Source organism: Enterobacter sp. RHBSTW-00175, assembly GCF_013927005.1.
Taxonomy (GTDB): domain Bacteria; phylum Pseudomonadota; class Gammaproteobacteria; order Enterobacterales; family Enterobacteriaceae; genus Enterobacter.
This window is the reverse complement of sequence record NZ_CP055930.1, coordinates 2,586,037-2,612,080: the sequence shown is the minus strand read 5'-3', so window position 1 is coordinate 2,612,080 and position 26,044 is coordinate 2,586,037. Positions and strand designations below refer to the sequence as shown.

At 54.5% G+C, this 26,044-nt stretch carries 27 protein-coding genes; 15 read left to right on the top strand and 12 right to left on the bottom strand.

All coding sequences use genetic code 11. The annotated features are described in order from the left end of the window. Positions 1–9: 9 nt before the first annotated feature. Positions 10–3,333, top strand: a complete 3,324-nt coding sequence (mscM, locus tag HV107_RS12410) for a miniconductance mechanosensitive channel MscM (RefSeq protein ID WP_182063367.1) — start codon at positions 10–12, stop codon at positions 3,331–3,333. Between the two features lie 44 nt (positions 3,334–3,377). Here the strand turns inward: mscM and epmA are convergent, their stop codons facing one another. After that, complete coding sequence (epmA, locus tag HV107_RS12405; RefSeq protein ID WP_182063366.1) at positions 3,378–4,355, bottom strand: elongation factor P--(R)-beta-lysine ligase; 978 nt, start codon at positions 4,353–4,355, stop codon at positions 3,378–3,380. Between the two features lie 310 nt (positions 4,356–4,665). Here epmA and frdA point away from each other — a divergent pair, with 310 nt between their 5' ends. Genes frdA through frdD form a run of 4 tightly spaced genes read left to right on the top strand, consistent with a single transcriptional unit; the run spans position 4,666 to position 7,959 of the window. Then, positions 4,666–6,456: a fumarate reductase (quinol) flavoprotein subunit gene (gene frdA / locus HV107_RS12400; protein ID WP_182063365.1), complete on the top strand. Its 1,791-nt coding sequence runs from the start codon at positions 4,666–4,668 to the stop codon at positions 6,454–6,456. Continuing rightward, a complete protein-coding gene (locus tag HV107_RS12395; protein ID WP_182063364.1) occupies positions 6,449–7,183 on the top strand; it encodes a succinate dehydrogenase/fumarate reductase iron-sulfur subunit in 735 nt (244 codons plus the stop codon). The genes frdA and HV107_RS12395 overlap by 8 nt, the downstream gene beginning before the upstream one ends. Positions 7,184–7,193: 10 nt before the next feature. Then, positions 7,194–7,589: a fumarate reductase subunit FrdC gene (gene frdC / locus HV107_RS12390; protein ID WP_182063363.1), complete on the top strand. Its 396-nt coding sequence runs from the start codon at positions 7,194–7,196 to the stop codon at positions 7,587–7,589. A 10-nt stretch (positions 7,590–7,599) separates the two neighbouring features. After that, positions 7,600–7,959 carry a fumarate reductase subunit FrdD gene (gene frdD / locus HV107_RS12385; protein WP_182063362.1) on the top strand — a complete coding sequence of 120 codons (360 nt, stop codon included), beginning with the start codon at positions 7,600–7,602 and terminating at the stop codon, positions 7,957–7,959. Between the two features lie 30 nt (positions 7,960–7,989). Here frdD and ampR read toward each other — a convergent pair whose 3' ends face one another. Continuing rightward, positions 7,990–8,865: a LysR family transcriptional regulator AmpR gene (gene ampR / locus HV107_RS12380; protein WP_182063361.1), complete on the bottom strand. Its 876-nt coding sequence runs from the start codon at positions 8,863–8,865 to the stop codon at positions 7,990–7,992. Between the two features lie 132 nt (positions 8,866–8,997). Between ampR and ampC the strand changes: the two genes are divergently transcribed. Further along, positions 8,998–10,140, top strand: coding sequence for a CMY2/MIR/ACT/EC family class C beta-lactamase (ampC, locus tag HV107_RS12375; RefSeq protein ID WP_409050278.1), 1,143 nt, complete (start codon positions 8,998–9,000; stop codon positions 10,138–10,140). A gap of 106 nt (positions 10,141–10,246) precedes the next feature. Then, positions 10,247–10,777: a lipocalin family protein gene (locus HV107_RS12370; protein ID WP_182063359.1), complete on the top strand. Its 531-nt coding sequence runs from the start codon at positions 10,247–10,249 to the stop codon at positions 10,775–10,777. Here HV107_RS12370 and sugE read toward each other — a convergent pair. Beyond that, positions 10,774–11,091: a quaternary ammonium compound efflux SMR transporter SugE gene (gene sugE / locus HV107_RS12365; RefSeq protein WP_014068595.1), complete on the bottom strand. Its 318-nt coding sequence runs from the start codon at positions 11,089–11,091 to the stop codon at positions 10,774–10,776. The two genes, HV107_RS12370 and sugE, sit on opposite strands and share 4 nt — an antisense overlap. A 263-nt stretch (positions 11,092–11,354) precedes the next feature. Between sugE and HV107_RS12360 the strand changes: the two genes are divergently transcribed. Further along, positions 11,355–11,954 carry a LuxR C-terminal-related transcriptional regulator gene (locus tag HV107_RS12360; RefSeq protein ID WP_182063358.1) on the top strand — a complete coding sequence of 200 codons (600 nt, stop codon included), beginning with the start codon at positions 11,355–11,357 and terminating at the stop codon, positions 11,952–11,954. A 40-nt stretch (positions 11,955–11,994) separates the two neighbouring features. Here the strand turns inward: HV107_RS12360 and ecnB are convergent, their stop codons facing one another. The 3 genes from ecnB to efp all read right to left on the bottom strand — a co-directional run bounded on the left by ecnB (position 11,995) and on the right by efp (position 13,006). Continuing rightward, positions 11,995–12,141 carry a lipoprotein toxin entericidin B gene (ecnB, locus tag HV107_RS12355; RefSeq protein WP_014068593.1) on the bottom strand — a complete coding sequence of 49 codons (147 nt, stop codon included), beginning with the start codon at positions 12,139–12,141 and terminating at the stop codon, positions 11,995–11,997. Between the two features lie 108 nt (positions 12,142–12,249). Further along, positions 12,250–12,381, bottom strand: a complete 132-nt coding sequence (locus tag HV107_RS12350) for an entericidin A/B family lipoprotein (RefSeq protein WP_041161986.1) — start codon at positions 12,379–12,381, stop codon at positions 12,250–12,252. 58 nt (positions 12,382–12,439) lie between these two features. Beyond that, the gene (gene efp / locus HV107_RS12345) at positions 12,440–13,006 is read right to left on the bottom strand and encodes an elongation factor P (RefSeq protein WP_182063357.1); all 567 of its coding nucleotides are present in this window, start codon (positions 13,004–13,006) and stop codon (positions 12,440–12,442) included. 40 nt (positions 13,007–13,046) lie between these two features. Between efp and epmB the strand changes: the two genes are divergently transcribed. Beyond that, positions 13,047–14,075 (top strand): EF-P beta-lysylation protein EpmB, encoded by a 1,029-nt coding sequence (gene epmB / locus HV107_RS12340; RefSeq protein WP_182063356.1) that lies wholly within the window; start codon positions 13,047–13,049, stop codon positions 14,073–14,075. Between the two features lie 36 nt (positions 14,076–14,111). Here epmB and HV107_RS12335 read toward each other — a convergent pair whose 3' ends face one another. From HV107_RS12335 to HV107_RS12325, 3 genes are all read right to left on the bottom strand, one after another. Then, positions 14,112–14,465: a DUF4156 domain-containing protein gene (locus tag HV107_RS12335; RefSeq protein WP_182063355.1), complete on the bottom strand. Its 354-nt coding sequence runs from the start codon at positions 14,463–14,465 to the stop codon at positions 14,112–14,114. A 134-nt stretch (positions 14,466–14,599) separates the two neighbouring features. Then, positions 14,600–16,243: a chaperonin GroEL gene (gene groL, locus HV107_RS12330; protein WP_182063354.1), complete on the bottom strand. Its 1,644-nt coding sequence runs from the start codon at positions 16,241–16,243 to the stop codon at positions 14,600–14,602. A gap of 30 nt (positions 16,244–16,273) precedes the next feature. Next, positions 16,274–16,567, bottom strand: coding sequence for a co-chaperone GroES (locus HV107_RS12325; RefSeq protein WP_003855929.1), 294 nt, complete (start codon positions 16,565–16,567; stop codon positions 16,274–16,276). Between the two features lie 178 nt (positions 16,568–16,745). On the opposite strand from HV107_RS12325, the gene yjeH reads away from it, so the two are divergent. Further along, positions 16,746–17,984: an L-methionine/branched-chain amino acid transporter gene (gene yjeH, locus HV107_RS12320; RefSeq protein WP_182063353.1), complete on the top strand. Its 1,239-nt coding sequence runs from the start codon at positions 16,746–16,748 to the stop codon at positions 17,982–17,984. Between the two features lie 36 nt (positions 17,985–18,020). Here yjeH and HV107_RS12315 read toward each other — a convergent pair whose 3' ends face one another. Then, positions 18,021–18,485 (bottom strand): FxsA family protein, encoded by a 465-nt coding sequence (locus tag HV107_RS12315; protein WP_182063352.1) that lies wholly within the window; start codon positions 18,483–18,485, stop codon positions 18,021–18,023. A 334-nt stretch (positions 18,486–18,819) separates the two neighbouring features. On the opposite strand from HV107_RS12315, the gene aspA reads away from it, so the two are divergent. The 5 genes from aspA (at position 18,820) to HV107_RS12290 (ending at position 24,410) form a co-directional block, all read left to right on the top strand. After that, entirely contained in the window at positions 18,820–20,256 is a 1,437-nt protein-coding gene (gene aspA / locus HV107_RS12310; protein ID WP_182063351.1) for an aspartate ammonia-lyase, read from the top strand. Positions 20,257–20,373: 117 nt separating this feature from the next. Continuing rightward, positions 20,374–21,675: an anaerobic C4-dicarboxylate transporter gene (locus HV107_RS12305; RefSeq protein WP_182063350.1), complete on the top strand. Its 1,302-nt coding sequence runs from the start codon at positions 20,374–20,376 to the stop codon at positions 21,673–21,675. Between the two features lie 113 nt (positions 21,676–21,788). Then, complete coding sequence (gene cutA / locus HV107_RS12300; RefSeq protein ID WP_014068585.1) at positions 21,789–22,112, top strand: divalent cation tolerance protein CutA; 324 nt, start codon at positions 21,789–21,791, stop codon at positions 22,110–22,112. Then, entirely contained in the window at positions 22,088–23,785 is a 1,698-nt protein-coding gene (locus HV107_RS12295) for a protein-disulfide reductase DsbD (protein WP_182063349.1), read from the top strand. Before cutA ends, HV107_RS12295 begins: the two co-directional genes overlap by 25 nt. A gap of 49 nt (positions 23,786–23,834) precedes the next feature. Continuing rightward, the gene (locus HV107_RS12290; RefSeq protein ID WP_182063348.1) at positions 23,835–24,410 is read left to right on the top strand and encodes a transcriptional regulator; all 576 of its coding nucleotides are present in this window, start codon (positions 23,835–23,837) and stop codon (positions 24,408–24,410) included. Here the strand turns inward: HV107_RS12290 and HV107_RS12285 are convergent. Together HV107_RS12285 and HV107_RS12280 are read right to left on the bottom strand one after the other, a co-directional pair. Then, positions 24,407–24,997 (bottom strand): LysE family translocator, encoded by a 591-nt coding sequence (locus HV107_RS12285; protein ID WP_182063347.1) that lies wholly within the window; start codon positions 24,995–24,997, stop codon positions 24,407–24,409. The genes HV107_RS12290 and HV107_RS12285 overlap by 4 nt on opposite strands. Before the next feature lie 36 nt (positions 24,998–25,033). After that, entirely contained in the window at positions 25,034–25,879 is an 846-nt protein-coding gene (locus tag HV107_RS12280; protein WP_182063346.1) for an AraC family transcriptional regulator, read from the bottom strand. Positions 25,880–26,044 lie beyond the last annotated feature (165 nt).

Below are 26,044 nucleotides of genomic sequence, written 5' to 3'. Positions count from 1 at the left end.
ACCGCTGACGTGCGCCCGATTATCGTACTACTGATGGCCTGGTGCCTCAGCATGGGGGCGTACGCAGCGACAGCCCCCGACGCCAAACAGATAACCCAGGAGCTGGAGCAGGCAAAAGCGGCAAAACCCGCACAGCCTGAAACCGTCGAAGCCCTCCAGGCCGCGCTGAACGCGCTTGAGGAACGCAAAGGTTCCCTTGAGCGCGCTCAGCAATATCAGCAGGTTATCGATAACTTCCCCAAACTTTCGCAAACGCTGCGCACGCAGCTTAATAATCTGCGCGATGAACCACGCGTGGTGCCTGAGGGCATGACCTCCGACGCGCTTAACCAGGAGATCCTGCAAGTCAGCAGCCAGCTTCTGGAAAAGAGTCGCATGGCTCAGCAGGAGCAGGAGCGTGCACGTGAAATTGCCGACTCGCTCAACCAGCTTCCACAACAGCAAACCGATGCCCGCCGCCAGCTCAGTGAAGTCGAGCGACGTGTCGGAACACAGACCGGTAATACCCCGCTAAACCAGGCGCAGAATCTGGGGATTCAGGCTGAATCCGCCAGACTCAAAGCCCTGGTGGATGAGCTGGAGCTGGCGCAGCTTTCTGCCAACAACCGCCAGGAGCTGTCGCGGATGCGTTCTGAGCTGGCGCAAAAACAGAGCCAGCAGCTGGATGCCTGGTTACAGGCCTTGCGTAACCAGTTAAACAGCCAGCGCCAGCGTGAAGCCGAACGGGCGCTGGAAAGCACTGAATTACTTGCCGAAAACAGCGATAACCTGCCCGTCGGGATTGTCGATCAGTTTAAGGTCAACCGCGAGCTTTCGGCCGCCCTGAACCAGCAAGCACAGCGTATGGATCTGGTGGCATCGCAACAGCGTCAGGCCACTAACCAAACCTTGCAGGTACGCCAGGCGCTGAATACCCTGCGCGAGCAATCCCAGTGGCTCGGCTCCTCAAACCTGCTGGGCGAAGCGCTACGTGCGCAGGTTGCCCGCTTGCCGGAAATGCCAAAGCCACAACAGCTTGATACTGAAATGGCGCAACTGCGCGTCCAGCGCCTGCATTTTGAAGATCTCCTTAACAAACAGCCGCAAATCCGCCAGATCCGTCAGGCCGACGGGCAGCCGCTGACCAGTGAGCAAAACCGAATTCTTGACGCACAAATGCGCACCCAGCGCGAGCTGCTGAATTCACTGCTTCAGGGTGGCGATACGCTTATCCTCGAACTCACCAAGCTGAAAGTCTCTAACAGCCAGCTTGAAGATGCGCTGAAAGAAGTGAACGAGGCAACGCACCGCTACCTGTTCTGGACCTCTGACGTCCGCCCAATGACCTTCTCCTGGCCGATTGAAATCGTGCAGGATCTGCGCCGCCTCATCTCGATGGATACCTTCAGCCAACTGGGCCAGGCCAGCGTGATGATGCTCACCAGCAAAGAGACTATCTTCCCGCTGCTGGGAGCATTGATTCTGGTGGGTTGTAGTATTTACTCGCGCAGGCACTTCACTCGCTTCCTGGAACGCTCCAGTGCGCGCGTCGGTAAGGTGACCCAGGATCACTTCTGGCTAACGCTACGCACGGTATTCTGGTCGATTCTCGTTGCCTCGCCGCTGCCTGTGCTGTGGATGACGCTCGGTTACGGCCTGCGGGAAGCCTGGCCTTATCCGCTGGCGGTGGCCATTGGTGATGGTGTGACCGCCACTGTTCCGCTGCTGTGGGTAGTGATGATTTGCGCCACATTCGCCCGTCCGAACGGTCTGTTCATTGCCCACTTTGGCTGGCCACGTAATCGCGTGGCGCGAGCCATGCGTTACTACCTGATGAGCATCGGGCTTATCGTGCCACTGATCATGGCGCTTATCATGTTCGATAATCTCAATGACCGTGAATTCTCCGGCTCGCTGGGCCGCCTGTGCTTCATGTTGATTTGTGGCGCGCTGGCGATGGTGACGTTAAGCCTTAAGCGCGCTGGTATTCCGCTGTATCTCGACAAAACCGGCAGCGGCGAAAACATGTTTAACCGCCTGCTGTGGAACCTGCTGCTCAGCGCCCCGCTGGCGGCGATCCTGGCGGCAGCTGTCGGGTATCTGGCCACGGCGCAGGCGCTGCTGGCGCGACTGGAAACGTCAGTCGCCATCTGGTTCCTGCTCCTGGTGGTCTACCACGTCATCCGCCGATGGATGCTTATCCAGCGCCGCAGGCTGGCGTTCGATCGTGCCAAGCACCGCCGCGCGGAGATCCTCGCGCAGCGTGCGCGGGGTGAAGAGGAATCGCACCATACCAACAGCACGGAAGGAAACACCGACGCGGATGATGTTGAACTGGATCTTGATGCTATCAGTACCCAGTCCCTGCGACTGGTACGCTCGATCCTGATGCTGATTGCCCTGCTCTCGGTGATTTTCCTGTGGTCTGAGATCCACTCTGCGTTTGGTTTCCTCGAAAACATTTCGCTGTGGGATGTCACCTCGACGGTACAGGGCGTCGAAAGCCTCGAACCTATCACCCTGGGCGCGGTGCTGATTGCGATTCTGGTGCTGATCATCACCACGCAGCTTATCCGTAACTTCCCTGCTCTGCTGGAGCTGGCGCTGCTGCAACACCTGGATTTAGCGCCAGGTACGGGATATGCCATTACCACCATCACCAAATATCTGATCATGCTGTTTGGTGGGCTGGTTGGCTTCTCGATGATTGGTATTGAGTGGTCGAAGCTACAGTGGCTGGTTGCCGCACTGACCGTTGGCCTGGGCTTTGGCTTGCAGGAGATTTTTGCCAACTTTGTTTCCGGCCTGATCATCCTGTTTGAAAAACCGATCCGCATTGGCGATACGGTGACGATCCGCGATTTAACCGGCAGCGTCACCAGGATCAACACCCGTGCGACAACGATCAGCGACTGGGACCGTAAAGAGATCATCGTGCCAAATAAGGCGTTTATCACCGAGCAGTTTATCAACTGGTCGCTGTCAGACTCCGTTACGCGTGTGGTGCTGACTGTGCCTGCGCCATCCGATGCGAACAGCGAAGAGGTGACGCAGATCCTGTACACCGCCGCAGAGCGCTGCTCGCTGGTGATAGACAACCCGGCACCGGAAGTTTTCCTGGTCGATTTACAGCAGGGGATCCAGATTTTTGAGCTGCGAATTTATGCGGCTGAAATGGGCCACCGAATGCCGCTGCGCCACGAGATCCACCAGCTGATTCTGGCTGGCTTCCGCGAACACGGTATCGATATGCCGTTCCCTCCATTCCAGATGCGTCTGGAAAGTCTGGATGGTCGTAAGACAGCAAGAACGGTGACATCAGCGGCGCGTAAGCGCCCGGCGGGAAGTTTGTAGTGTAAGCGGTGTGCGGCCTGTTGGCCGCACACCGTGAAGTGCTATCAGGCGCGATCAACCGTAAAGGCAATCACATCACCCAACTGCTCGGCCCCCAGCGCCAGCATCACCAGGCGGTCAACACCCAGCGCCACGCCGGAGCAATCTGGCAGACCGGCTTTCAGGGCCTCCAGCAGATTGGTATCAATCGGCTGCTGCGGCAGGCCACGCGCATTACGCTTGCGGTTGTCCTGCTCAAAGCGCTGCTGCTGTTCGCGAGCATCGGTCAGTTCGTGGAACCCGTTCGCCAGCTCAATGCCTTTGTAGTAAACCTCAAAGCGTTCCGCCACGCGGTGATCTTCGGTGCTGATCTGCGCCAGAGAAGCCTGGCTTGCCGGGAAGTGGTAAACAAAAGCAGGCCGGTCTTTGCCAATCTGCGGCTCAACGCCAAAGGTGAACAGCAGTTGCAGCAGCGTATCGCGGTCTTCTTCAGTATCCGCCACGTTGCTTAAATCAAGCTTAGCCGCCACTTCACGCAACTGCGTTTTGTCGGCTGACAGCGGATCAATTTCCAGATAGCGCTGGAACGCCTGTTGATAGGAGAGCGTTTCGGCTTCCGCGCAATCCAGTACCTGTTGCAGCAGATCGTCCACCTCATTCATCAGGCGGTACATATCATAATGCGGGCGATACCACTCCAGCATGGTGAATTCCGGGTTATGGTGACGTCCCATCTCTTCATTGCGGAAGCTGCGGCACAGCTGATACACCGGGCCACAGCCCGCAGCCAGCAGGCGCTTCATGTGGTATTCCGGGCTGGTCATCAGATACAGATTCATGCCCTGTGAATGGCCAGGACCAACAAAACGGGTTTCGAACGGGACCAAATGAATATCGGTAACCGTTGCCTGACTCATGCACGGCGTTTCCACCTCAAGTACACCGCGATCGGCAAAGAAACGGCGGATCTCCGCCATAATTGCTGCGCGTTTTAACAAATTAGGGATGGACGCGCTCGGCTGCCAGGTGGCCGTTTCGCTCATGAGTTCTTCTCCGATTTCACACAAGGGCACGAAGTCTACTCGTTAGCGGAGACAGAGACAAATTTTGCGCAGTAAATTAGCGGATTTCATTGAAGGCTGTTATTTCGTGACGTAATTCATCAATCACAATGATAAATCATTGCACATAACAGCAAAAAAATCGAACACGTCAAATTTCCCTCACATCCACACGGTTATACTGTTTTACCCATAAAGGAGCAGTGGAAACGCTTTCGCGATAGCCCGCCCGGGCAGGTGAGCTACCTTTAGTTCATCGCATTGCGAAATAACAAAAACCTGGAGGAATGTCGTGCAAACTTTTCAAGCCGATCTTGCCGTTATAGGCGCTGGCGGTGCTGGATTACGTGCTGCAATTGCAGCAGCTCAGGCTAATCCAAACGCTAAAATCGCACTGATTTCAAAAGTCTACCCTATGCGCAGCCACACGGTTGCCGCTGAAGGGGGATCCGCCGCCGTCGCGCAGGATCATGATAGCTTCGAATACCATTTCCACGACACGGTTGCAGGGGGTGACTGGCTTTGCGAACAGGATGTCGTCGACTACTTCGTGCACCATTGTCCAACGGAAATGACCCAGCTCGAACAGTGGGGATGCCCGTGGAGTCGCCGCCCGGATGGCAGCGTGAACGTTCGCCGCTTCGGCGGGATGAAAATCGAACGCACCTGGTTCGCCGCCGATAAAACCGGCTTCCACATGCTACATACCCTGTTCCAGACCTCCCTTCAGTTCCCACAAATTCAGCGCTTTGATGAACATTTCGTTCTCGACATCCTCGTGGATGACGGCGAAGCGCGCGGTCTGGTGGCGATGAACATGATGGAAGGCACACTGGTACAAATCCGCGCGAAAGCCGTGGTGATGGCAACCGGCGGCGCTGGCCGTGTTTACCGCTACAACACCAACGGCGGGATCGTCACCGGCGACGGGATGGGTATGGCGCTCAGCCACGGCGTACCACTGCGTGATATGGAGTTTGTCCAGTATCACCCAACTGGCCTGCCGGGTTCTGGCATTCTGATGACGGAAGGTTGCCGTGGTGAAGGCGGGATTCTGGTCAACAAAAACGGCTACCGCTATTTGCAGGATTACGGCATGGGCCCGGAAACCCCGCTCGGCGAGCCGAAGAACAAATATATGGAGCTTGGCCCACGCGACAAAGTGTCCCAGGCTTTCTGGCACGAGTGGCGTAAAGGCAACACCATCCCTACCCCGCGCGGCGATGTGGTCTACCTCGACCTGCGTCACCTGGGCGAGAAGAAATTACTGGAACGTCTGCCGTTCATCTGTGAACTGTCAAAAGCCTATGTGGGCGTCGATCCGGTGAAAGAGCCGATTCCGGTGCGTCCAACCGCGCACTACACCATGGGCGGCATCGAAACCGATCAGCAGTGTGAAACCCGTATCAAAGGCCTGTTCGCCGTGGGCGAGTGCTCCTCCGTGGGCCTGCATGGCGCCAACCGTCTGGGATCGAACTCACTGGCAGAGCTGGTCGTCTTTGGTCGCATGGCGGGCGAGCGCGCGATGGAGCGTGCCGCCACAGCGGGCGAAGCCAACAGCGCCGCACTGGATGCACAGGTTGCAGACGTTGAAAAACGCCTGAAAGACCTCGTCAACCAGGAAGGTAATGAAAACTGGTCGAAAATCCGCGATGAAATGGGCCTGTCGATGGAAGAAGGCTGTGGTATTTACCGTACGCCAGAGCTGATGCAAAAAACCGTCGATAAGCTGGCGGAGTTGCAGGAGCGCTTCAAGCGTGTGCGTATCACCGATACCTCCAGCGTGTTCAATACCGACCTGCTGTACACCATTGAACTGGGACACGGCCTGAACGTGGCCGAATGTATGGCGCACTCTGCGCTGGCCCGTAAAGAGTCACGCGGCGCCCATCAGCGTCTGGATGAAGGCTGCACCGAACGTGACGATGTCAACTTCCTGAAACACACCCTCGCCTGGCGCGATGCGGATGGGACCACGCGTCTGGACTACAGCGACGTGAAGATCACCACATTGCCGCCGGCGAAACGCGTTTACGGTGCAGAAGCAGAAGCCGCCGAGAAGAAGGAGAAGGCGAATGGCTGAGATGCAAAAACTGAAAGTTGAAGTGGTGCGCTACAACCCGGAAGTGGACTCCGCCCCGCACAGCGCTTTCTACGAAGTGCCTTACGACGAGCAAACCTCCCTGCTGGATGCGCTCGGCTACATTAAAGACAACCTGGCACCAGACCTGAGCTACCGCTGGTCCTGCCGTATGGCAATTTGCGGCTCCTGCGGCATGATGGTCAACAAGGTGCCAAAGCTGGCTTGTAAGACCTTCCTGCGCGAATACACCAAAGGTATCAAGGTTGAAGCGCTGGGCAACTTCCCGATCGAGCGCGATCTGGTGGTCGATATGACCCACTTTATCGAAAGCCTGGAAGCAATTAAGCCGTACATCATCGGCAACCCGCGCACACCGGATCAGGGGCCAAACACCCAGACCCCGGCGCAGATGGCGAAATACCATCAGTTCTCCGGCTGCATCAACTGCGGCCTGTGCTATGCCGCCTGTCCGCAGTTCGGTCTGAATAAAGAGTTCATCGGCCCGGCGGCCATTACCCTGGCGCATCGCTATAACGAAGACAGCCGCGACCACGGTAAAAAAGAACGTATGGCGCAGCTTAACAGCCAGAACGGCGTCTGGAGCTGTACTTTTGTCGGTTACTGCTCCGAAGTCTGTCCGAAGCATGTCGATCCGGCCGCCGCCATTCAGCAGGGTAAAGTTGAAAGCTCGAAAGACTTTCTTATCGCTACCCTGAAACCACGCTAAGGAGTGCATGATGACGACTAAACGCAAAGCCTACGTGCGGCCAATGCCGTCCACCTGGTGGAAAAATCTGCCGTTTTATCGCTTCTATATGCTGCGTGAAGGCACGGCTGTACCGGCGGTCTGGTTTAGCATTGAACTGATGTACGGAGTGTTTGCCCTCAAACATGGCCCGGAAACCTGGGCGAATTTTGTGGGCTTCCTGCAAAACCCGATTGTGGTGATCCTGAACCTTCTCGTGCTTGCAGCGGCGCTGCTTCATACTAAAACCTGGTTTGAACTGGCACCAAAAGCGGCGAATATCATCGTAAAAGGCGAGAAAATGGGGCCAGAGCCGGTCATTAAAGGGCTGTGGGCAGTGACGGCGATAGTCACTGTGGTCATTCTGTTTGTCGCACTGTTCTGGTAAGGAGACTACTGTGATCAATCCAAATCCAAAACGTTCAGACGAGCCGGTCTTCTGGGGTCTGTTTGGCGCAGGCGGCATGTGGAGCGCCATCATCGCGCCGGTTATCATCCTGCTGGTTGGCATTATGCTGCCGCTGGGGCTGTTCCCGGGCGATGCGCTTGGCTACGATCGCGTGCTGGCGTTTGCGGGCAGCTTTATTGGCCGCGTATTCATCTTCCTGATGATTGTCCTGCCGCTGTGGTGTGGTCTGCATCGTATTCACCATGCGATGCATGACCTGAAAATCCATGTCCCGAGCGGCAAATGGGTATTCTACGGTCTGGCAACCATTCTGACCGTGGTCACGCTGATTGCCGTGGTCACCATCTGACTGAAAAGGCCCGCCATCCGGCGGGCCTTTTTATTTCTGCATCTTCCCCACCAGCCACAGCGCAAACTCGTGCATTGCAGGGGTTTCAGTCCGTGACTGCAATCGCGTTAGCCAGTAACTGCCAAGATCGATCTGCGTGGCAAACGGCTGCACGATACGCTCGCTATTCAGCAGATGGGCAAACATGTCGACCGGTGCGATGGCAATCCCCACGCCCGCCTGCGCGGCTTCCAGCATGGTAACGGATGAATCAAACACCATAACCCGATGTGTCGGTGAAGGTGGTGGTTCACCTGCGGCCTGCATCCATGCCGACCATTCATCACGTCGATAGGAACGCAGAAGGGTAAATTTCAGAATATCAGCGGGCGCGTGCAGCCTGTCGGCGAACTCCGGCGAGCAAAGAGGAGCCAGCGGCGCTGCGCAAAGAAAAATGGCCTCAGTGCCATGCCATGCACCTCCACCGTAGCGGATCGTGTAATCCAGCCCTTCGGCGGCCGGATCGACCCGGTTGTTATGCGTGGAAAGCTGGAGGTCAATATGCGGGTAACTGCGGCGAAAATCCTCAAGCAGCGGAAATAAACAACCGGTAGCGAAGGTCCCGACAACGCCAATTTTGAGTTTTTCCTGCGCCCGATGACGGCTAAAGCGGTCCAGCATTCCGGCAATGCGATCAAAAGAGTCGTTCAGCACCGGCAATAAATTCTCACCTTCCGTGGTCAGCATCAGGCCACGAGAGACGCGCACGAACAGCTGGCAGTTAAGGTGCTGCTCCAGTGCTTTCACCTGCTGGCTAATGGCGGAATGGGTGACATTCAGCTCAATCGCCGCATGAGTAAAGCTGAGGTGCCTGGCGGCGGCTTCGAATGCACGAAGCGAATTAAGGGGAATATAGCTGCGCGTCATGGTCTTGTCCGTTAGAAAAATTAACAGCTCCTGCTAAATTTAACCGTTTGTCATGCACAGTCAAATCCAACAGACTACGCTCGTCTGATGGGCCCGGACATTCCCTTGACTCGCTATTACGGAAGATATCTCATGAAAAAATCACTTTGCTGCGCTCTGCTGCTCACCGCCTCCTGTTCAGCCCTTGCCGGGACGATGTCAGAAAAACAGTTGGCTAATGTGGTTGAACGCGCCGTGACTCCCCTGATGAAAGCGCAGGCCATCCCCGGTATGGCGGTGGCGGTTATTTATCAGGGCAAACCGCACTATTTCACCTTCGGGGAAGTCGATGTCGCGGCTCGCGTGCCCGTCACACAACAGACATTATTCGAGCTGGGCTCCATCAGTAAAACCTTCACCGGCGTGCTGGGAGGCGATGCCGTTGCCCGCCATGAAATTTCACTGAGCGACCCGGCAACACAATACTGGCCTGAACTGACAGGCAAACAGTGGCAGGGGATCCGTCTGCTGGATCTGGCAACCTACACCGCCGGTGGCCTGCCGTTACAAGTTCCGGATAAGGTCACTGACAACGCTTCGCTGCTGAATTTCTACCAGCACTGGCAGCCACAGTGGAAACCCGGGACAACGCGCCTTTATGCGAACGCCAGTATTGGCCTTTTCGGCGTGCTGGCGGTTAAACCTTCCGGTATGAGTTTTGAGCAGGCCATGACCACGCGTGTGTTTCAGCCGCTGAAGCTAACACATACCTGGATTACGGTTCCGAAATCGGAAGAGAAACATTACGCATGGGGCTATCGTGACGGCAAACCGGTTCATGTTTCGCCTGGAATGCTGGATGCGCAAGCCTATGGCGTGAAGACGAATATCCAGGATATGTCCCGCTGGGTGATGGCCAACATGGCGCCAGATACCGTCGCTGATGCGTATCTTAAGCAAGGTATTGCCCTTGCGCAGTCTCGCTACTGGCGGGTTGGCTCAATGTATCAGGGGCTGGGCTGGGAAATGCTGAACTGGCCCGTGGACGCTAAAACGGTAGTGGATGGCAGTGATAACAAGATTGCACTGGCACCCTTACCTGCGGCAGAAGTCACTCCGCCAGCGCCACCGGTAAAAGCCTCCTGGGTGCATAAAACGGGGTCAACCGGTGGTTTTGGCGGTTACGTTGCGTTTATTCCTGAACAGCAACTCGGCATCGTGATGCTGGCGAACAAAAGCTATCCGAATCCTGCAAGGGTAGAGACAGCGTACCGTATTTTGAGCGCGCTACAGTAAAACAGTGCCGGGTGGCGTTAGCGCTACCCGGCAAAACACACCACGGTAAACCCACATTTTCCTTGCCCTCATCTACACTTAACAAAAAACCGGTAAGGAAACACTTATGCGCATTCTGCCTGTTATCGCCGCAGTGACAGCCGCGTTTTTAGTGGTTGCCTGTAGCTCTCCGACCCCACCAGCGGGTGTCACCGTCGTCAACAATTTCGATGCACAGCGATTCCTCGGAACGTGGTATGAAATTGCCCGTTTTGATCACCGTTTTGAGCGGGGTTTGCAGAAAGTCACCGCGAACTACAGCTCGATGGATGATGGCGGGATTCAGGTGATTAATCGCGGCTATAACCCTGACCGCGGCATGTGGCAACAGGCGATTGGACAAGCCTACTTTACCGGCAGCCCAAATCGGGCGGCGCTTAAAGTCTCTTTCTTTGGTCCCTTCTATGGCGGGTATAACGTGATAGCCCTGGACAGAGAATACCGTCATGCGCTGGTCTGTGGGCCGGATCGCGACTACCTCTGGATACTCTCCCGCACGCCAACCATCTCAAGTGAAATGAAACAGCAGATGCTGGACGTCGCGACCCGGCAGGGATTTGATGTGACGAAATTAATCTGGGTGGAACAACCCCATTAATGTGCGCTGAGTTTTAAACCAATAATTCCGGCGACAATCAAGGCGAGGCTGGCGATACGTGCCAGACTCGCCGATTCACCCAGCAGCAAAATCCCCGTAATTGCCGCCCCGACAGCGCCAATCCCCGTCCAGACGGCATAAGCCGTGCCTACCGGCAGCGTGCGCATCGCCCACGACAGCAGCGCAATACTGACAACCATCGCAGTAACGGTAATCAGGCTGGGCATCAGACGGGTAAAGCCGTGGGTGTACTTCAGACCGATTGCCCAAACAACCTCAAGCAAACCGGCAATGACAAGAATAATCCAGGACATATCTGGCTCCTTAACTTAAATGCAAGTTGGGGCCGTCCCCGATGAACAGATGCGCTTACGGGTCGTCCCGCAAGGCAGAGATTAGGCGGTATATTTTGGTTAACGACCGATTTTTTTTCAATCCATTTATGCTGAACTTGTTAAGGCAAGAAATAGCCGCAGTATGGCGCGTAGTTCAGGCATTTATCACTCATCCGACTTCTCTATGATGATGTGCTTTCTGATGGCAGGAAGCCAAACCACTAGCCGACTGCGAAAAAAATATGTTCAAAATTCTTTTGATTGACCGTTGTCACTTCACCCGCGCTGGGTTTGAAGCATGGCTCAATCATTCTGGCCTGTTCCCGGGCAACTATGTTGTGACCGGTTTGAATAATCTTTTCCTGGCCCGGGAGCACATCCTACAGTGGAAGCCAACGTTGGTGATTGCTGATTTACACGGCTTCAAACAGGATATTCACCATTTCCAGCAGCTCTCTTCTTTGCTGAAATCCTGCGAAACGCTGCCCTTTATTTTGTTGCAGTCGGGCGAAGAACAAGAGATGGCAAATTACCTGGAGCAGTTCCCGGTCTGGTCCTGTCTGTTGAAAAATGCCGGACTCGAACAGCTGGCCACGGTGATTAACGATGCACTGACATCCTGCGCCAGCATTGAAATACCGCAAATCGCAGCACCGTTGTTAACCCGCCAGGAAGAGAAAGTGCTTACGCTGTGGATGGATGGCGCAAGCAATCAGAAGATTGCCAGCCATTTGAGTATCAACGGGAAAACGGTTTATACCTACAAACGCAACATCCGTATGAAACTGCATATGGATACACGTTTTTCGCCGTTTTTATCCCTGCAAGAAGTGGAGAATTGACGGTACGAGGAGATCTACACGACGTACCGTCTTAATATCATTAGTTCTGCGCTTTTGTTGCTGCACCAGAAATTGCGCTACCACCTTCAGAAATATCCTGACCGACGCCACGCGTGGTATTACAGGCGGTTAAAACTGAAGAAAGTACCAGGACAGAAAAGATCGCTGCAATTGTCTTCTTAACCATAATATCTTCCTTTTATAGCCAAAGTTATTTTGTTGATAGCAACTTAAGGATAGACAAGATCCCGTCATTTGACGGCCCGGGAAGCGATTTTAGGAGAATTAGACGAAATTAGCTGGCTGCGTGAGAAATCACATGGCCAAGATCTTTGATATCTTCGCCGACACCGCGTGCAGTATTACACCCGGAAAGGAACGCGCCGGACAGCGCCAACAGAAGCAGAATTTTAACGGTACGTTTCATCATCCCTGCCTGCAAAAACAGGCGCAGCGGGCGCTGCGCCATTAATCATTTACATGAATTACTTCACGCGGGATACGTATTCGCCGGAGCGGGTATCCACTTTGATCACTTCGCCAGTCTGTACGAACAGTGGAACTTTAACCACTGCACCAGTAGACAGTTTAGCTGGCTTGCCGCCAGTACCTGCGGTGTCACCCTTCAGACCTGGATCGGTTTCAACGATTTCCAGCTCTACGAAGTTTGGTGGGGTCACAGAGATAGGCTGGCCGTTCCACAGGGTCACGATGCACTCAGCCTGATCCAGCAGCCATTTAGCGCTGTCACCTACTGCTTTCTCGTCAGCAGACAGCTGTTCGAAAGTAGAGTTGTTCATGAAGTGATAGAACTCACCGTCGTTGTAGAGGTAAGTCAGGTTCATATCGACAACATCGGCACCTTCAGCAGAGTCAGTAGACTTGAAGGTTTTTTCTACACGGGTACCGGTCAGCAGGCGGCGCAGCTTAACACGCGCAAATGCCTGGCCTTTACCTGGTTTAACGAATTCGCTGGCTTCAACCGCATACGGTTCGCCGTCCATCATGATTTTAAGACCAGCACGAAAATCGTTGCTATAGTACGTTGCCATAAGGCCCTCTAAATTTGTTAACTGGTAGCTAAGCCACAAAATGGCGCATATTGTAACCCTAAACACCCCGTCCAGAGAAGATTGGTTATCGCAACTTGCCGATGTAATCACCAGTCCTGATGAATTACTGCGTCTTTTAGACCTGGAAACCCATGAGAACTTGCTCGCCGGCCGTGAGGCCAAACGCCTATTTCCCCTGCGTGTTCCTCGCGCATTTGTGGCGCGCATGGAGAAAGGCAATCCTGACGATCCACTGCTAAAACAGACGCTTACTGTTCAGGATGAGTTTGTGACGGCGCCGGGTTTCAGTACCGATCCACTGGAAGAACAGAACAGCGTTGTGCCCGGTTTGCTGCATAAGTATTTGAACCGCGCATTACTGCTGGTAAAAGGCGGCTGCGCCGTAAATTGTCGCTATTGCTTCCGCCGACACTTCCCGTATGCCGAAAATCAAGGGAACAAGCGTAACTGGCAGGTCGCGCTGGACTACATTGCCGCGCATCCTGAGCTGGATGAGATTATCTTTTCCGGTGGCGATCCGCTGATGGCAAAAGATCATGAGCTGGACTGGCTGATAACCCAGCTCGAGAGTATTCCTCATATCAAACGTCTGCGGATCCATAGCCGTTTGCCGATTGTTATCCCGACCCGCATTACGGACGAACTGGCCGCCCGGTTTGAGCGCTCTTCCCTGCAAATTCTGCTGGTGAATCACATTAACCATGCCAACGAAATAGATCAGGATTTTCGTATGGCGATGGCGAGATTGCGCAAGGCTGGCGTCACACTGCTGAACCAGAGCGTGCTACTGCGTGGAGTAAACGATAATGCCCGCGCGCTGGCGAATCTGAGCAATGCGCTATTTGATGCAGGGGTAATGCCCTACTACATTCACGTGCTGGATAAAGTCCAGGGCGCTGCACATTTCATGGTGTCAGATGAGGAAGCAAGAGCGATTATGCGTGAATTGCTGACACTGGTATCAGGCTATATGGTACCTAAACTGGCGCGTGAGATTGGCGGCGAACCAAGCAAGACGCCACTGGATTTGCAGCTACGGCAGAGCTAGTTTCCCCTCTCCCTCAAGGGAGAGGGAAAAAGGCAATCAGTTCGGGCACTTATAAACCTGGCCATTCATCTGGCTGGCTGTCGGCACAAAGCTCGACAACATCCCCTGCGACGGGCTGCTCACGCCATAAATCACGTTACCGCCCATCGCCGCAGCCTGGTTACGCAGGGCATTCGCCGCACCACGCATAGAGCCGCCTTCTTCACCATGCTGGCCCGACATCCAGTTGCTTTGCTCACCGCTTGCCGTACCTAATAACTGGCACTCGCTACCCGGCTTATCTTCCACAAAGCGAACACCCTGGCCCGCTGCTGACAGCTCATTGCTGGAACTACAACCTGCCAGCAGCAATGCTGCTCCCACGATCCCTGCACAGACTTTTACGCGCATGTTATTCCTCGTTTTCAATAAGCTGGACAGTAGTTGTCCGTGTCTAAACCTTATACTAAAAAGATGACCAAAAGAAAAACCCCCGAGCATTTCTGCCCGGGGGTTTTTCACAATCTAAGCTGTATAGCGCACGATTACATCATGCCGCCCATACCGCCCATGCCGCCCATACCAGCAGCACCTAAGTCAGGCGCATCGCCTTTAGGCATATCGGTCACCATGCACTCGGTGGTGATCATCAGGCCAGCAACAGATGCCGCGTACTGCAATGCAGAACGGGTCACTTTAGTTGGGTCGAGGATACCGAAGTCGATCATGTTGCCGTATTCTTCAGTGGCTGCGTTGTAACCGTAGTTACCTTCGCCCGCTTTCACGTTGTTTGCCACAACAGAGGGTTCTTCACCGGCGTTGGACACGATCTGACGCAGTGGTGCTTCCATTGCGCGCAGCGCAACTTTGATACCCACGTTCTGATCTTCGTTCTGCGCAGTCAGGTTAACCAGTTTAGCGGCAACGCGCACCAGCGCAACACCACCACCCGCAACCACGCCTTCTTCTACTGCTGCACGGGTCGCGTGCAGAGCGTCGTCAACGCGTGCTTTTTTCTCTTTCATTTCAACTTCAGTTGCAGCACCAACTTTGATAACTGCCACGCCGCCTGCCAGTTTCGCTACGCGCTCCTGCAGTTTTTCACGGTCGTAATCAGAAGTTGCTTCTTCAATTTGCTTACGGATCTGACCAACGCGGCCCTGAATAACAGCTTCGTCGCCCACGCCATCGATGATGGTGGTGGTGTCTTTGTTGATCACAACGCGTTTAGCCTGGCCCAGGTCTTCCAGGGTCGCTTTTTCCAGCTCCATACCGATCTCTTCAGAGATAACAGTACCGCCAGTCAGGGTTGCGATGTCCTGCAACATAGCTTTACGACGATCGCCGAAGCCAGGTGCTTTAACCGCGGCCACTTTCACGATGCCACGCATGGTGTTAACCACCAGAGTCGCCAGCGCTTCGCCTTCAACATCTTCAGCGATGATAACCAGTGGTTTGCCTGCTTTCGCAACGGCTTCCAGAACTGGCAGCATTTCGCGGATGTTGGAGATTTTTTTGTCAGCCAGCAGAATGAATGGGCTTTCCAGCTCAACAGCACCCGTTTCTGGTTTGTTGATGAAGTATGGGGACAGGTAACCGCGGTCGAACTGCATACCTTCAACCACGTCCAGTTCGTCTTCCAGACCGGTACCGTCTTCAACGGTGATCACGCCTTCTTTACCGACTTTATCCATCGCTTCAGCGATCAGTTTACCTACGGTTTCGTCGGAGTTAGCGGAGATAGTACCAACCTGAGCAATGGCTTTAGAGTCAGAGCACGGTACGGACAGCGCTTTCAGCTCTTCAACGGCAGCAGCGACAGCTTTGTCGATACCACGTTTCAGATCCATTGGGTTCATGCCCGCAGCAACGGCTTTCAGGCCTTCTGCGATGATTGCCTGTGCCAGTACGGTTGCAGTGGTAGTACCGTCGCCTGCTGCGTCGTTCGCTTTAGAGGCAACTTCTTTCACCATCTGCGCGCCCATGTTTTCGAACTTGTCTTCCAGCTCGATTTCACGTGCTACAGAAACACCATCTTTAGTGATGGTTGGCGCGCCGAAGGATTTGTCCAGCACTACGTTACGGCCTTTCGGGCCCAGGGTCACTTTAACTGCATCTGCCAGTACGTTCACGCCGCGCAGCATTTTTACACGAGCGTCATTACCGAATTTTACGTCTTTAGCTGCCATGTTCTTAGTTCCTCAAATTCTCGTGCGTAATTACGCTTCAACAATTGCCAGAATGTCGCTTTCGGACATGATCAACACTTCTTCATTGTCGATCTTCTCGGATTTCACGCCGTAGCCATCGTTGAAAATTACGATGTCACCAACTTTAACGTCCAGTGGCTGCACAGTTCCGTTTTCCAGGATGCGGCCCTTACCGACAGCGATGATTTCGCCACGCGTTGATTTTGCCGCTGCGGAACCGGTCAGAACGATGCCGCCAGCAGATTTGGTTTCAACTTCTTTACGTTTGACGATCACACGATCATGTAACGGACGAATACTCATTGATAGCTCTCCTTTGAGAAAGTCATTATCAGTTATGGATGACGCCGGTCCGTACACGGTTTTCCGGCTAGTGCCCTGAGAGATGGGGATAGCTTTTTACCCCTTCAAGGGGTAGTCGAAAAAAAATTTGCGAAAGTGTTACCATCGCCTCTCTTTGGATGGTGGCAGGACGATGTAAATGAGTGGACTGAAACAGGAGTTGGGACTCGCGCAGGGCGTGGGCTTACTCTCAACTTCCTTGTTAGGCACGGGGGTTTTCGCTGTTCCCGCGCTCGCGGCGCTGGTCGCCGGGAATAACAGCCTGTGGGCGTGGCCGGTATTGATTGTGCTGGTTTTTCCGGTAGCGATTGTCTTTGCTGTACTCGGGCGGCACTTTCCCAGCGCAGGCGGTGTCGCTCACTTTGTCGGTATGGCCTTTGGCCCACGCCTGGAGCGTGTGACTGGCTGGCTTTTTCTATCGGTGATCCCTGTTGGGCTACCTGCCGCGCTGCATATCGCTACGGGCTTCGGGCAGGCGCTGTTTGGCTGGCATGACGAACAGCTGCTGTTTGCCGAGCTGGGTACGCTGGCGATTGTCTGGTGGGTCGGCTCGCGTGGGGCCAGCTCCAGCGCCAATCTGCAAACGCTGGTCGCGGTGCTTATTGTCGCCCTGATTGCCGCTATCTGGTGGGCAGGCAACATCACCGTGGCGGAAATCCCCTTCCCGGTGGTGAGCGATGTCGACCATTCACAGCTTTTCGCTGCACTTTCGGTAATGTTCTGGTGTTTCGTGGGTCTTGAGGCGTTCGCGCATCTGGCATCGGAATTTAAACAACCCGAGCGCGATTTCCCGCGCGCGCTGATGATTGGTCTGCTGCTGGCAGGCACTGTCTACTGGGCCTGTACCGTGCTGGTACTGCACTTTAATGCCTTTGGTGAAGATAAAGCCGCAGCGGCGTCGCTGCCTGGTATTGTGGTGACACTTTTCGGCGTCAAAGCCCTGTGGGTGGCCTGCGTGATTGGTTATCTCGCCTGCTTCGCTAGCCTCAATATTTACATACAGAGCTTCGCCCGTCTGGTGTGGTCGCAAGCGCTGTACAAGCCGGAAAGCCGCCTCGCGCAGCTGTCAAAACGCCAGCTTCCACTGAATGCGCTGAACACGGTACTGGGTTGCTGCGTGCTGAGTACCCTGGGTATTTACTGGCTGAATATCAATCTTGATGCGTTGATCGTCTATGCCAACGGCATTTTCATCATGATTTATCTGCTGTGTATGCTGGCGGGTTGTCGACTGCTGAAAGGTCGCTTTAAAGCGCTGGCCATTATCGGTGGGGTGCTCTGTTTGCTGCTGCTGGCGATGGTGGGCTGGAAGAGTTTGTACGCCATTGTAATGCTGGCGGGGCTTTGGCTGTTTTTGCCGACGCGAAGTTCACTCTGAATAACGCCCGGTGGCGCTAAACCACCGGGCATGACATCAACGATCGTCTTTATTATCTAACCGGTCGTGCTGCTCGTCTTTACGCTGGTATTCGCCATCAAACGTATTGCCAGGTCCGGCACTGAAACCACCGCCCGGCATTCGGCCAAAGCTCAGGTGGGGCATTAACTTCATGGTCAGGTGCTTTTGCACCGGCGGTAACAGCAACAACAGCCCCAGGAAGTCGGTAAAGAACCCCGGCAGGATCAGCATCAAGCCCGCAATAATCAGCGACACGCTTTTGATCATCTCAGCGGCCGGGCTTTCACCTGCGGCCATCTTCTGCTGCATTAACAGGAAATTTTTGAAACCCTGATTACGCACCAGCGACATCCCAATCACCGACGTGAAGATAACCAGGATCAACGTCAGCAGGACGCCAAGCACATGGGCGACCTGGATAAAAATCGAAATCTCAATGTAAACATAGAGAAAAAAAGCAATAAACGGTATCCAGCGCACTGGCATCTCCTGTGTGGCAGAGGCGCCTGGCCTCTGTCTGAATGTGTTCGCAACTCGCGTGTAGAACAGATGGAGGCGGTTAGCCAAAATTCAATCAGTTTGCACGGATATTTTTTTTGGAAATATTAAAGCGGTGACTCATTTCACAGATTAATAATTATCATGTTATCGGGTCGATAATAAGTGATCCAGATTACGGCAATTCGCTATTATCAGCATATGATCTCGAGCATGTGGCCGATTGAGGGAATAATCGTCGGTCATAAAATATTCAAAACCACATAAATACTGTGTGTTTAGTACAATCCATCGGCAGCTTGAAAAGAAGGTTCACATGTTAAACAACATTCGTATCGAAGAAGATTTGTTGGGTACCAGGGAAGTTCCAGCGGATGCCTACTACGGTGTTCACACTCTGAGAGCGATTGAAAACTTCTACATCAGCAACAGCAAAATCAGCGACATCCCTGAGTTTGTGCGTGGCATGGTGATGGTAAAGAAAGCCGCAGCACTGGCAAACAAAGAGCTGCAAACCATTCCGAAAAGCGCTGCAAATGCGATAATCGCCGCGTGCGATGAAGTGCTGAACAACGGCAAATGCATGGATCAGTTCCCGGTTGACGTCTATCAGGGCGGCGCGGGTACCTCCGTCAACATGAATACCAACGAAGTGCTGGCAAACATCGCCCTGGAGCTGATGGGTCATCAAAAAGGTGAATACCAGTACCTCAACCCTAACGACCACGTGAATAAATGCCAGTCCACCAACGATGCCTACCCTACCGGTTTCCGCATCGCAGTGTATGCCTCCGTGGTGAAACTGGTCGACGCTATCAACCAGTTGGGAGATGGCTTCCAGCGTAAAGCCGTTGAGTTCCAGGACATCCTGAAAATGGGGCGTACCCAGTTGCAGGACGCGGTTCCAATGACCCTCGGTCAGGAATTCCACGCGTTTAACGTGCTGCTGAATGAAGAAACCAAAAACCTGCTGCGCACCTCTGAACTGCTGCTGGAAGTGAACCTGGGCGCAACCGCCATCGGTACACGTCTGAACACCCCGGACGGCTATCAGCAGCTGGCGGTGCAGAAACTGGCCGAAGTATCTAACCTGCCGGTTGTCCCGGCTGAAGACCTGATTGAAGCCACCTCCGACTGCGGCGCATATGTGATGGTACACAGCGCGCTGAAACGTCTGGCAGTGAAACTGTCCAAAATCTGTAACGACCTGCGCCTGCTCTCTTCCGGCCCGCGCGCTGGCCTGAATGAAATCAACCTGCCGGAACTCCAGGCGGGTTCCTCTATCATGCCAGCCAAAGTCAACCCGGTGGTGCCAGAAGTGGTGAACCAGGTCTGCTTCAAAGTCATTGGTAACGACACCACCGTGACCATGGCCTCTGAAGCGGGTCAGTTGCAGCTGAACGTGATGGAGCCGGTGATTGGCCAGGCGATGTTTGAATCCATCCACATCCTGACCAACGCATGCTACAACCTGCTGGAAAAATGCATTAACGGTATCACCGCGAATAAAGAAGTGTGTGAAGGCTATGTGTATAACTCCATCGGCATCGTCACCTACCTCAACCCGTTCATCGGCCACCATAACGGCGACATCGTCGGTAAGATTTGTGCTGAAACCGGTAAGAGCGTGCGTGAAGTTGTGCTGGAGCGCGGTCTGTTGACCGAAGCGGAGCTGGACGACATTTTCTCTGCGCAAAACCTGATGCACCCAGCGTATAAAGCGAAACGTTATACCGATGAAAGCGAACAGTAGCAGTTCAGGCTAAGCTTGCGAAAGGCACGTCACTTGTGACGTGCCTTTTTTCTTTTTAAGCGTTACCAATTACACAACAATTTAATATCAACTTGTTAATAAACAAGGAAGGCACTTATGTTTGGAGCAGAACTCGTTATCGTCTTGTTGGCGATTTATTTGGGCGCACGACTCGGGGGTATCGGCATCGGTTTTGCCGGTGGTCTCGGGGTGCTCGTTCTTACCCTTATCTTTCAGATCAAACCCGGCGCAATCCCTTTTGACGTTATCGAAATCATCATGGCCGTTATTGCCGCTATCGCTGCCATGCAGGTGGCGGGTGGTATGGACTACCTGGTGAGCCTGGCGGAGCGTATGCTGCGCCGCCATCCAAAATACATTACCTTCCTTGCACCACTGGTGACATGGTTTATGACCATTCTCGCCGGGACTGGCCACACGGCGTTCTCCACGCTGCCGGTCATTACTGAAGTGGCGAAAGAGCAAGGCATTCGCCCGTCTCGTCCGCTCTCCATCGCTGTGGTGGCGTCCCAGATTGCCATCACCGCTTCACCGATTTCCGCTGCCGTGGTCTTCTTTGCGGGCATCCTGGAGCCAATGGGCGTGAGCTACCTGACACTGCTGGGGATCTGTATTCCGGTCACGCTGATTGCGGTGATGATCACCGCCGTGCTGTGTAACTTCCTCGGTGCTGACCTGAAAGACGATCCGGTCTACCAGGAGCGGCTGGCAAAAGGAGAAGTGAAACTGCGCGGCAGCCAGGTCTTCGAGCTGAAACCCCACGCGAAACGCTCTGTGCTGCTGTTCCTGATCGGCATTGTGGCAGTCATGTTCTACGCTACCGCCATCAGCGATACCGTAGGGCTGATTCAAAACCCAGTTCTGCCACGTAACGAAGCGATTGTGGTGTTCATGTTGACCATCGCCGCACTGATTAGCATCACCTGTAAAATCGACACTAGCGAAGTGCTGAACGCCAGCACCTTTAAGTCCGGTATGAGCGCCTGTGTGTGCGTACTGGGCGTCGCCTGGCTTGGTGATACTTTCGTGAAAGCGCATATCTCGGATATCCAGACCGTTGCCGGTGACCTGCTGCATAACTACCCGTGGCTGCTGGCTGTGGTGCTGTTCTTCGCTGCAACGCTGCTGTACTCCCAGGCGGCGACTACCAAAGCGCTGATGCCGGCGGCACTGATGCTTGGCGTAACCCCGCTGACGGCAATTGCCTCTTTTGCGGCGGTGTCTGCGCTGTTCGTACTGCCGACTTACCCAACCCTGCTGGCGGCGGTTGAAATGGACGACACCGGCTCTACCCGTATCGGTAAATATGTGTTTAACCACGCGTTCCTGATCCCGGGCGTAGTCGCGATTTCGCTTTGCGTCATCCTCGGCTTTATCATCGGCGGTATCGTGCTGTAAACCCATTGTGGTTGTAAAAATAGTTAAAATCGGGTCGCTATGCGGCCCGATTCATTAATGAGCAGCGCCCTCGCATGGTATAGTGTTTTTTTTCGCGATAACGAGGTCGACCTGTGAATACACCAGACGCTGTTGTTGTGCTTTGTACCGCTCCAGATGAAGCTTCTGCCCAGGATCTTGCCGCCAAAGTGCTGGCAGAAAAACTGGCAGCCTGCGTCACCCTCCTCCCCGGCGCCACCTCCCTGTATTACTGGGAAGGTAAACTGGAACAGGAGTACGAAGTACAAATGCTGCTGAAAACCAACACGGTGAATCAGCAGGCGCTCCTCGATTGTCTCAAGTCTCATCATCCTTACCAAACCCCGGAACTGCTGGTACTCCCGGTGGTACACGGCGATAACGATTATCTCTCATGGCTCAACGCGTCCTTACGCTGATCCTGCTGCTGTGCAGCACATCAGCTTTTGCCGGGTTATTTGATGCACCCGGCCGCTCTAACTTTATTCCCGCCGATCAGGCGTTCGTCTTCGATTTCCAGCAAAACCAACACGACCTGAATCTGACCTGGCAGGTCAAGGACGGTTATTACCTCTATCGCAAGCAGGTCAGCATTACCCCTGCACAGGCGAACGTTGGCCAGCTTCAGTTACCTAAAGGCGAGTGGCACGAAGACGAGTTTTACGGCAAAAGTGAAATTTATCGCCAGCGCCTGAGTGTGCCGGTGACGGTGAACCAGGCCGATAAAGGCGCCACATTGACCGTCACTTATCAGGGCTGCGCGGACGCCGGTTTCTGCTATCCGCCGGAAACAAAAGTCGTTCCGCTGAGCGAAGTCAAAATGGCCGCAGACACTCCTCCTCAACCTTCCGGGAAGAGCGTCGGGAGTGAACCGGGGTCTGCGCTTCCGTTCTCCGCACTCTGGGCCTTACTGATTGGTATCGGCATTGCCTTCACGCCGTGTGTGCTGCCGATGTACCCGCTGATTTCCGGCATTGTACTGGGCGGTAAACAACGTCTGTCCACCGCCCGGGCGCTGCTGCTGGCCTTTATCTACGTGCAGGGAATGGCGCTCACCTACACTGCGCTCGGCCTTGTGGTCGCCGCCGCCGGGCTCCAGTTCCAGGCGGCGCTGCAACATCCATATGTGCTCATCGGCTTGTCGGTTGTCTTTACCCTGCTGGCACTGTCGATGTTTGGCCTGTTTACGCTGCAACTGCCGTCATCGCTGCAAACCCGCTTAACGCTGATGAGCAACCGTCAGCAGGGCGGCTCCGCAGGCGGCGTGTTTGCGATGGGGGCGATTGCCGGGCTGATTTGTTCTCCGTGTACCACGGCACCACTGAGCGCTATCCTGCTGTACATCGCGCAGAGCGGCAATTTGTGGCTGGGTGGCGGCACGCTTTACCTGTACGCACTCGGCATGGGTTTACCGCTGATCCTGGTGACGGTGTTCGGCAACCGACTGCTGCCGAAGAGCGGCCCGTGGATGGAAACCGTAAAAACAGCGTTTGGTTTTGTGATCCTGGCGCTGCCGGTGTTCCTGCTGGAACGCATCATCGGTGACATTTGGGGCCTGCGCCTGTGGGCAATGCTGGGCGTGGCTTTCTTTGGCTGGGCGTTTATTACCAGCCTGGGCGCGACAAAGCCCTGGATGCGCCTGGTGCAGATCCTGTTGCTGGCCGCCGCACTGATAAGCGTACGTCCATTGCAGGACTGGGCATTTGGCACCCCCGCAGCACAAACGCAGGCGCACCTGAACTTCACGCAGATTAAGAACGTTGATGAACTGAACACTGCCCTGGCCCAGGCGAATGGCCGGCCCGTTATGCTTGATCTGTATGCCGACTGGTGTGTAGCCTGCAAAGAGTTCGAGAAATACACCTTTAGCGACCCGCAGGTGCAAAGCGCGCTGAAAGAAACCGTGCTGCTTCAGGTGAATGTCACCGCGAACAACGCGCAGGATAAGGCGTTACTGAAACAGCTTAACGTGCTCGGCCTGCCCACCATCCTGTTTTTCAATAAACAGGGCGAGGAGCAGCCCGCGGCTCGCGTGACCGGGTTTATGAATGCCGCGGCATTTAGCGCACATTTGCGCGATCGCCAACCGTAAACGACACTTTAGACGGAACAAACCGTTGGGAAAAACGGAGGAGAAAACCGTGCAACGCGAAGACGTACTGGGACAAGCCCTGCAATTGCTTGAGATTCAAGGGATAGCCAGCACCACGCTTGAGATGGTAGCCGACCGTATCGATTACCCTCTGGATGAACTTAAGCGTTTCTGGCCCGACAAAGAGGCGCTGCATTATGACGCCCTGCGCTATCTGAGCCAGCAGGTCGATATCTGGCGTCGGCAGCTCATGTTAAATGAAGAGCTGACGGCCGAACAAAAATTGCTGGCGCGCTATACCGCACTGACCGAATGCGTGAGCAACAACCGTTACCCTGGCTGCCTGTTTATCGCTGCCTGTACGTTCTATCCCGACCCTGAGCATCCGATTCACCAGTTGGCCAATCAGCAAAAACGGGCGGCGCATGACTTTACCCACGAGCTGCTCACCACGCTTGAAGTGGACGATCCTGCCATGGTCGCCAGGCAGATGGAGCTGGTACTCGAAGGGTGTCTGAGCCGAATGCTGGTGAACCGTAGCCAGGTCGACGTGGATACGGCGCACCGTCTTGCAGAAGATATTCTGCGTTTTGCCCAGTGCCGCTCAGGTGGTGCGTTAACCTAAGCCAGTATCCCGGCCCAGGCGGAAACAAACAGGCACACCGCCATCAGCCGCTGAAAACGCACCATCGCCACGGTGGTGCGAAAAATTCTGTTCACCGCCTTGCCAAGCCATGCCCAGCACAACAGACACGCAATCGAGATAATCAAAAACCACAGCGCCATCAGAGCAATATCCCGCAGTGCATTATCGCTTGCCGGGGAAAACAGGCTGACAACCGCCAGCGCCATCATCCAGGTTTTCGGGTTAACAACCTGCAACAGCGCCGCTGCCTGGGCGGTAAAGCGGTTAGGGCTTTTCGACGACAGATTCGCCGCGGGCGCGCTAAACAACTGCCAGCTCATCCAGCTTAACCACAGCACACCCGCCCAGCTCATTACCTGACGGATCAACGGATACTGACGCAACACTTCCCCTGCGCCCGCCCCTGAAATCAACACAATGGCACTCGCGGCAATACAGCCGCCCAGAATGGCAGGCACAGTATTTTTCACACCAAAATGCTGGCTGTTGGTCAGCACCAGAATATTGGTTGGCCCCGGCGTTATCGAGGCAACAAAAGCAAACAGCAGGAAGGGGATCAGACTCACAGGTGGCTCCTTATTATAAGAGCCATGAATGTGACGCTATTTTCTGGAAACGTCTGGAAGATTTGTGCACAACCGACGGTAATGGGCTGGCGAAATACGGTATGCCCGCTGGAACCAGCGCCCCAGGTGGCTTTGGTCCGCGAAACCCAGAGCTGCGGCAACGTCGACTGGCTGTTCTCCGCGCGCCAGACACTGTCGTGCTTTTGCCAGCCGCAGCTGGATAAGCCAGGCGTGCGGGGCAAGGTGAAATTCGCGTTTAAAACAGCGCGTCAGGGTAAACCTGTCCGTCCCGGTTTCACGCGCAAGGTCGGACAGCCCGATGTTATCGCCAATATGGGCGTACAGGTAGTCGCGTGCACGATGGGCCACCGCCGCGCTCTGTAGCTGCGAGGGCAATCTTTTACGCCAGTGGCAGTGTGAGGTAATTTGCGCCAGCAAACCGTCCATCGTGCTCTGTTGAACAATTTTCATCTCATCGCTGTGAAGCGCGGTAAACGTCTCGCCAATCGAACGCACCAGCTGCGGCTCTCGCGTCAGCGTTTGAGCAAAGTGCAGCGAATAGCTGCCAGGTACGGTGTCATACAGCCCATGCAGCGTGTTCGTCAGCCACTGTTCGTCCAGATAAAACGTCAGATAGGTAAACCCGCCTTCTATCGGCGCATCCCCGTCGTGGATCTCACCAGGCTCCAGTAAAAATGCATCGCCGGGACGGCTACGATGGCGCTCTCGTCGGCAGTGAAACTGCTGAGTACCGGCAAGGGTAATTCCAACCAGGTAGCTATCGTGCCAGTGCGGATCAAACGCATGACCTTCAAAGTGCGCTTTAATCGTTTCAATGCCCGTGTCTGAATGCTGACGCAGCTCAAGCCAGTCGTTCGCCATACTGCCCTCCTCTTCTCATCAGCATTGTCACACTGCGCCAAACCTGTCTGGAAGATTTGTGCAATTTCGCCGCGCAAACCGACAGACTGCCGCAAAGTTAAGCAGTTGAACAGCTTTTCCCGAAATAGTGTTGACGACCGTGCGTGATTGCGGTTTAATGCGCCC

Excerpts from the sequence above, each read along its gene's own strand:
- HV107_RS12305 (WP_182063350.1), top strand. The coding sequence starts at position 20,374 with ATGTTTGGAGCAGAACTCGTTATCGTCTTGTTGGCGATTTATTTGGGC.
- epmB (WP_182063356.1), top strand. The coding sequence starts at position 13,047 with ATGGCGCATATTGTAACCCTAAACACCCCGTCCAGAGAAGATTGGTTA.
- HV107_RS12350 (WP_041161986.1), bottom strand. The coding sequence starts at position 12,381 with ATGAAACGTACCGTTAAAATTCTGCTTCTGTTGGCGCTGTCCGGCGCG.
- ampC (WP_409050278.1), top strand. The coding sequence starts at position 8,998 with ATGAAAAAATCACTTTGCTGCGCTCTGCTGCTCACCGCCTCCTGTTCA.
- yjeH (WP_182063353.1), top strand. The coding sequence starts at position 16,746 with ATGAGTGGACTGAAACAGGAGTTGGGACTCGCGCAGGGCGTGGGCTTA.
- HV107_RS12325 (WP_003855929.1), bottom strand. The coding sequence starts at position 16,567 with ATGAGTATTCGTCCGTTACATGATCGTGTGATCGTCAAACGTAAAGAA.
- sugE (WP_014068595.1), bottom strand. The coding sequence starts at position 11,091 with ATGTCCTGGATTATTCTTGTCATTGCCGGTTTGCTTGAGGTTGTTTGG.
- HV107_RS12295 (WP_182063349.1), top strand. The coding sequence starts at position 22,088 with ATGGCTCAACGCGTCCTTACGCTGATCCTGCTGCTGTGCAGCACATCA.
- HV107_RS12370 (WP_182063359.1), top strand. The coding sequence starts at position 10,247 with ATGCGCATTCTGCCTGTTATCGCCGCAGTGACAGCCGCGTTTTTAGTG.
- aspA (WP_182063351.1), top strand. The coding sequence starts at position 18,820 with ATGTTAAACAACATTCGTATCGAAGAAGATTTGTTGGGTACCAGGGAA.
- epmA (WP_182063366.1), bottom strand. The coding sequence starts at position 4,355 with ATGAGCGAAACGGCCACCTGGCAGCCGAGCGCGTCCATCCCTAATTTG.
- frdC (WP_182063363.1), top strand. The coding sequence starts at position 7,194 with ATGACGACTAAACGCAAAGCCTACGTGCGGCCAATGCCGTCCACCTGG.
- groL (WP_182063354.1), bottom strand. The coding sequence starts at position 16,243 with ATGGCAGCTAAAGACGTAAAATTCGGTAATGACGCTCGTGTAAAAATG.
- HV107_RS12395 (WP_182063364.1), top strand. The coding sequence starts at position 6,449 with ATGGCTGAGATGCAAAAACTGAAAGTTGAAGTGGTGCGCTACAACCCG.
- HV107_RS12280 (WP_182063346.1), bottom strand. The coding sequence starts at position 25,879 with ATGGCGAACGACTGGCTTGAGCTGCGTCAGCATTCAGACACGGGCATT.
- ampR (WP_182063361.1), bottom strand. The coding sequence starts at position 8,865 with ATGACGCGCAGCTATATTCCCCTTAATTCGCTTCGTGCATTCGAAGCC.
- ecnB (WP_014068593.1), bottom strand. The coding sequence starts at position 12,141 with ATGGTTAAGAAGACAATTGCAGCGATCTTTTCTGTCCTGGTACTTTCT.
- efp (WP_182063357.1), bottom strand. The coding sequence starts at position 13,006 with ATGGCAACGTACTATAGCAACGATTTTCGTGCTGGTCTTAAAATCATG.
- HV107_RS12360 (WP_182063358.1), top strand. The coding sequence starts at position 11,355 with ATGTTCAAAATTCTTTTGATTGACCGTTGTCACTTCACCCGCGCTGGG.
- HV107_RS12335 (WP_182063355.1), bottom strand. The coding sequence starts at position 14,465 with ATGCGCGTAAAAGTCTGTGCAGGGATCGTGGGAGCAGCATTGCTGCTG.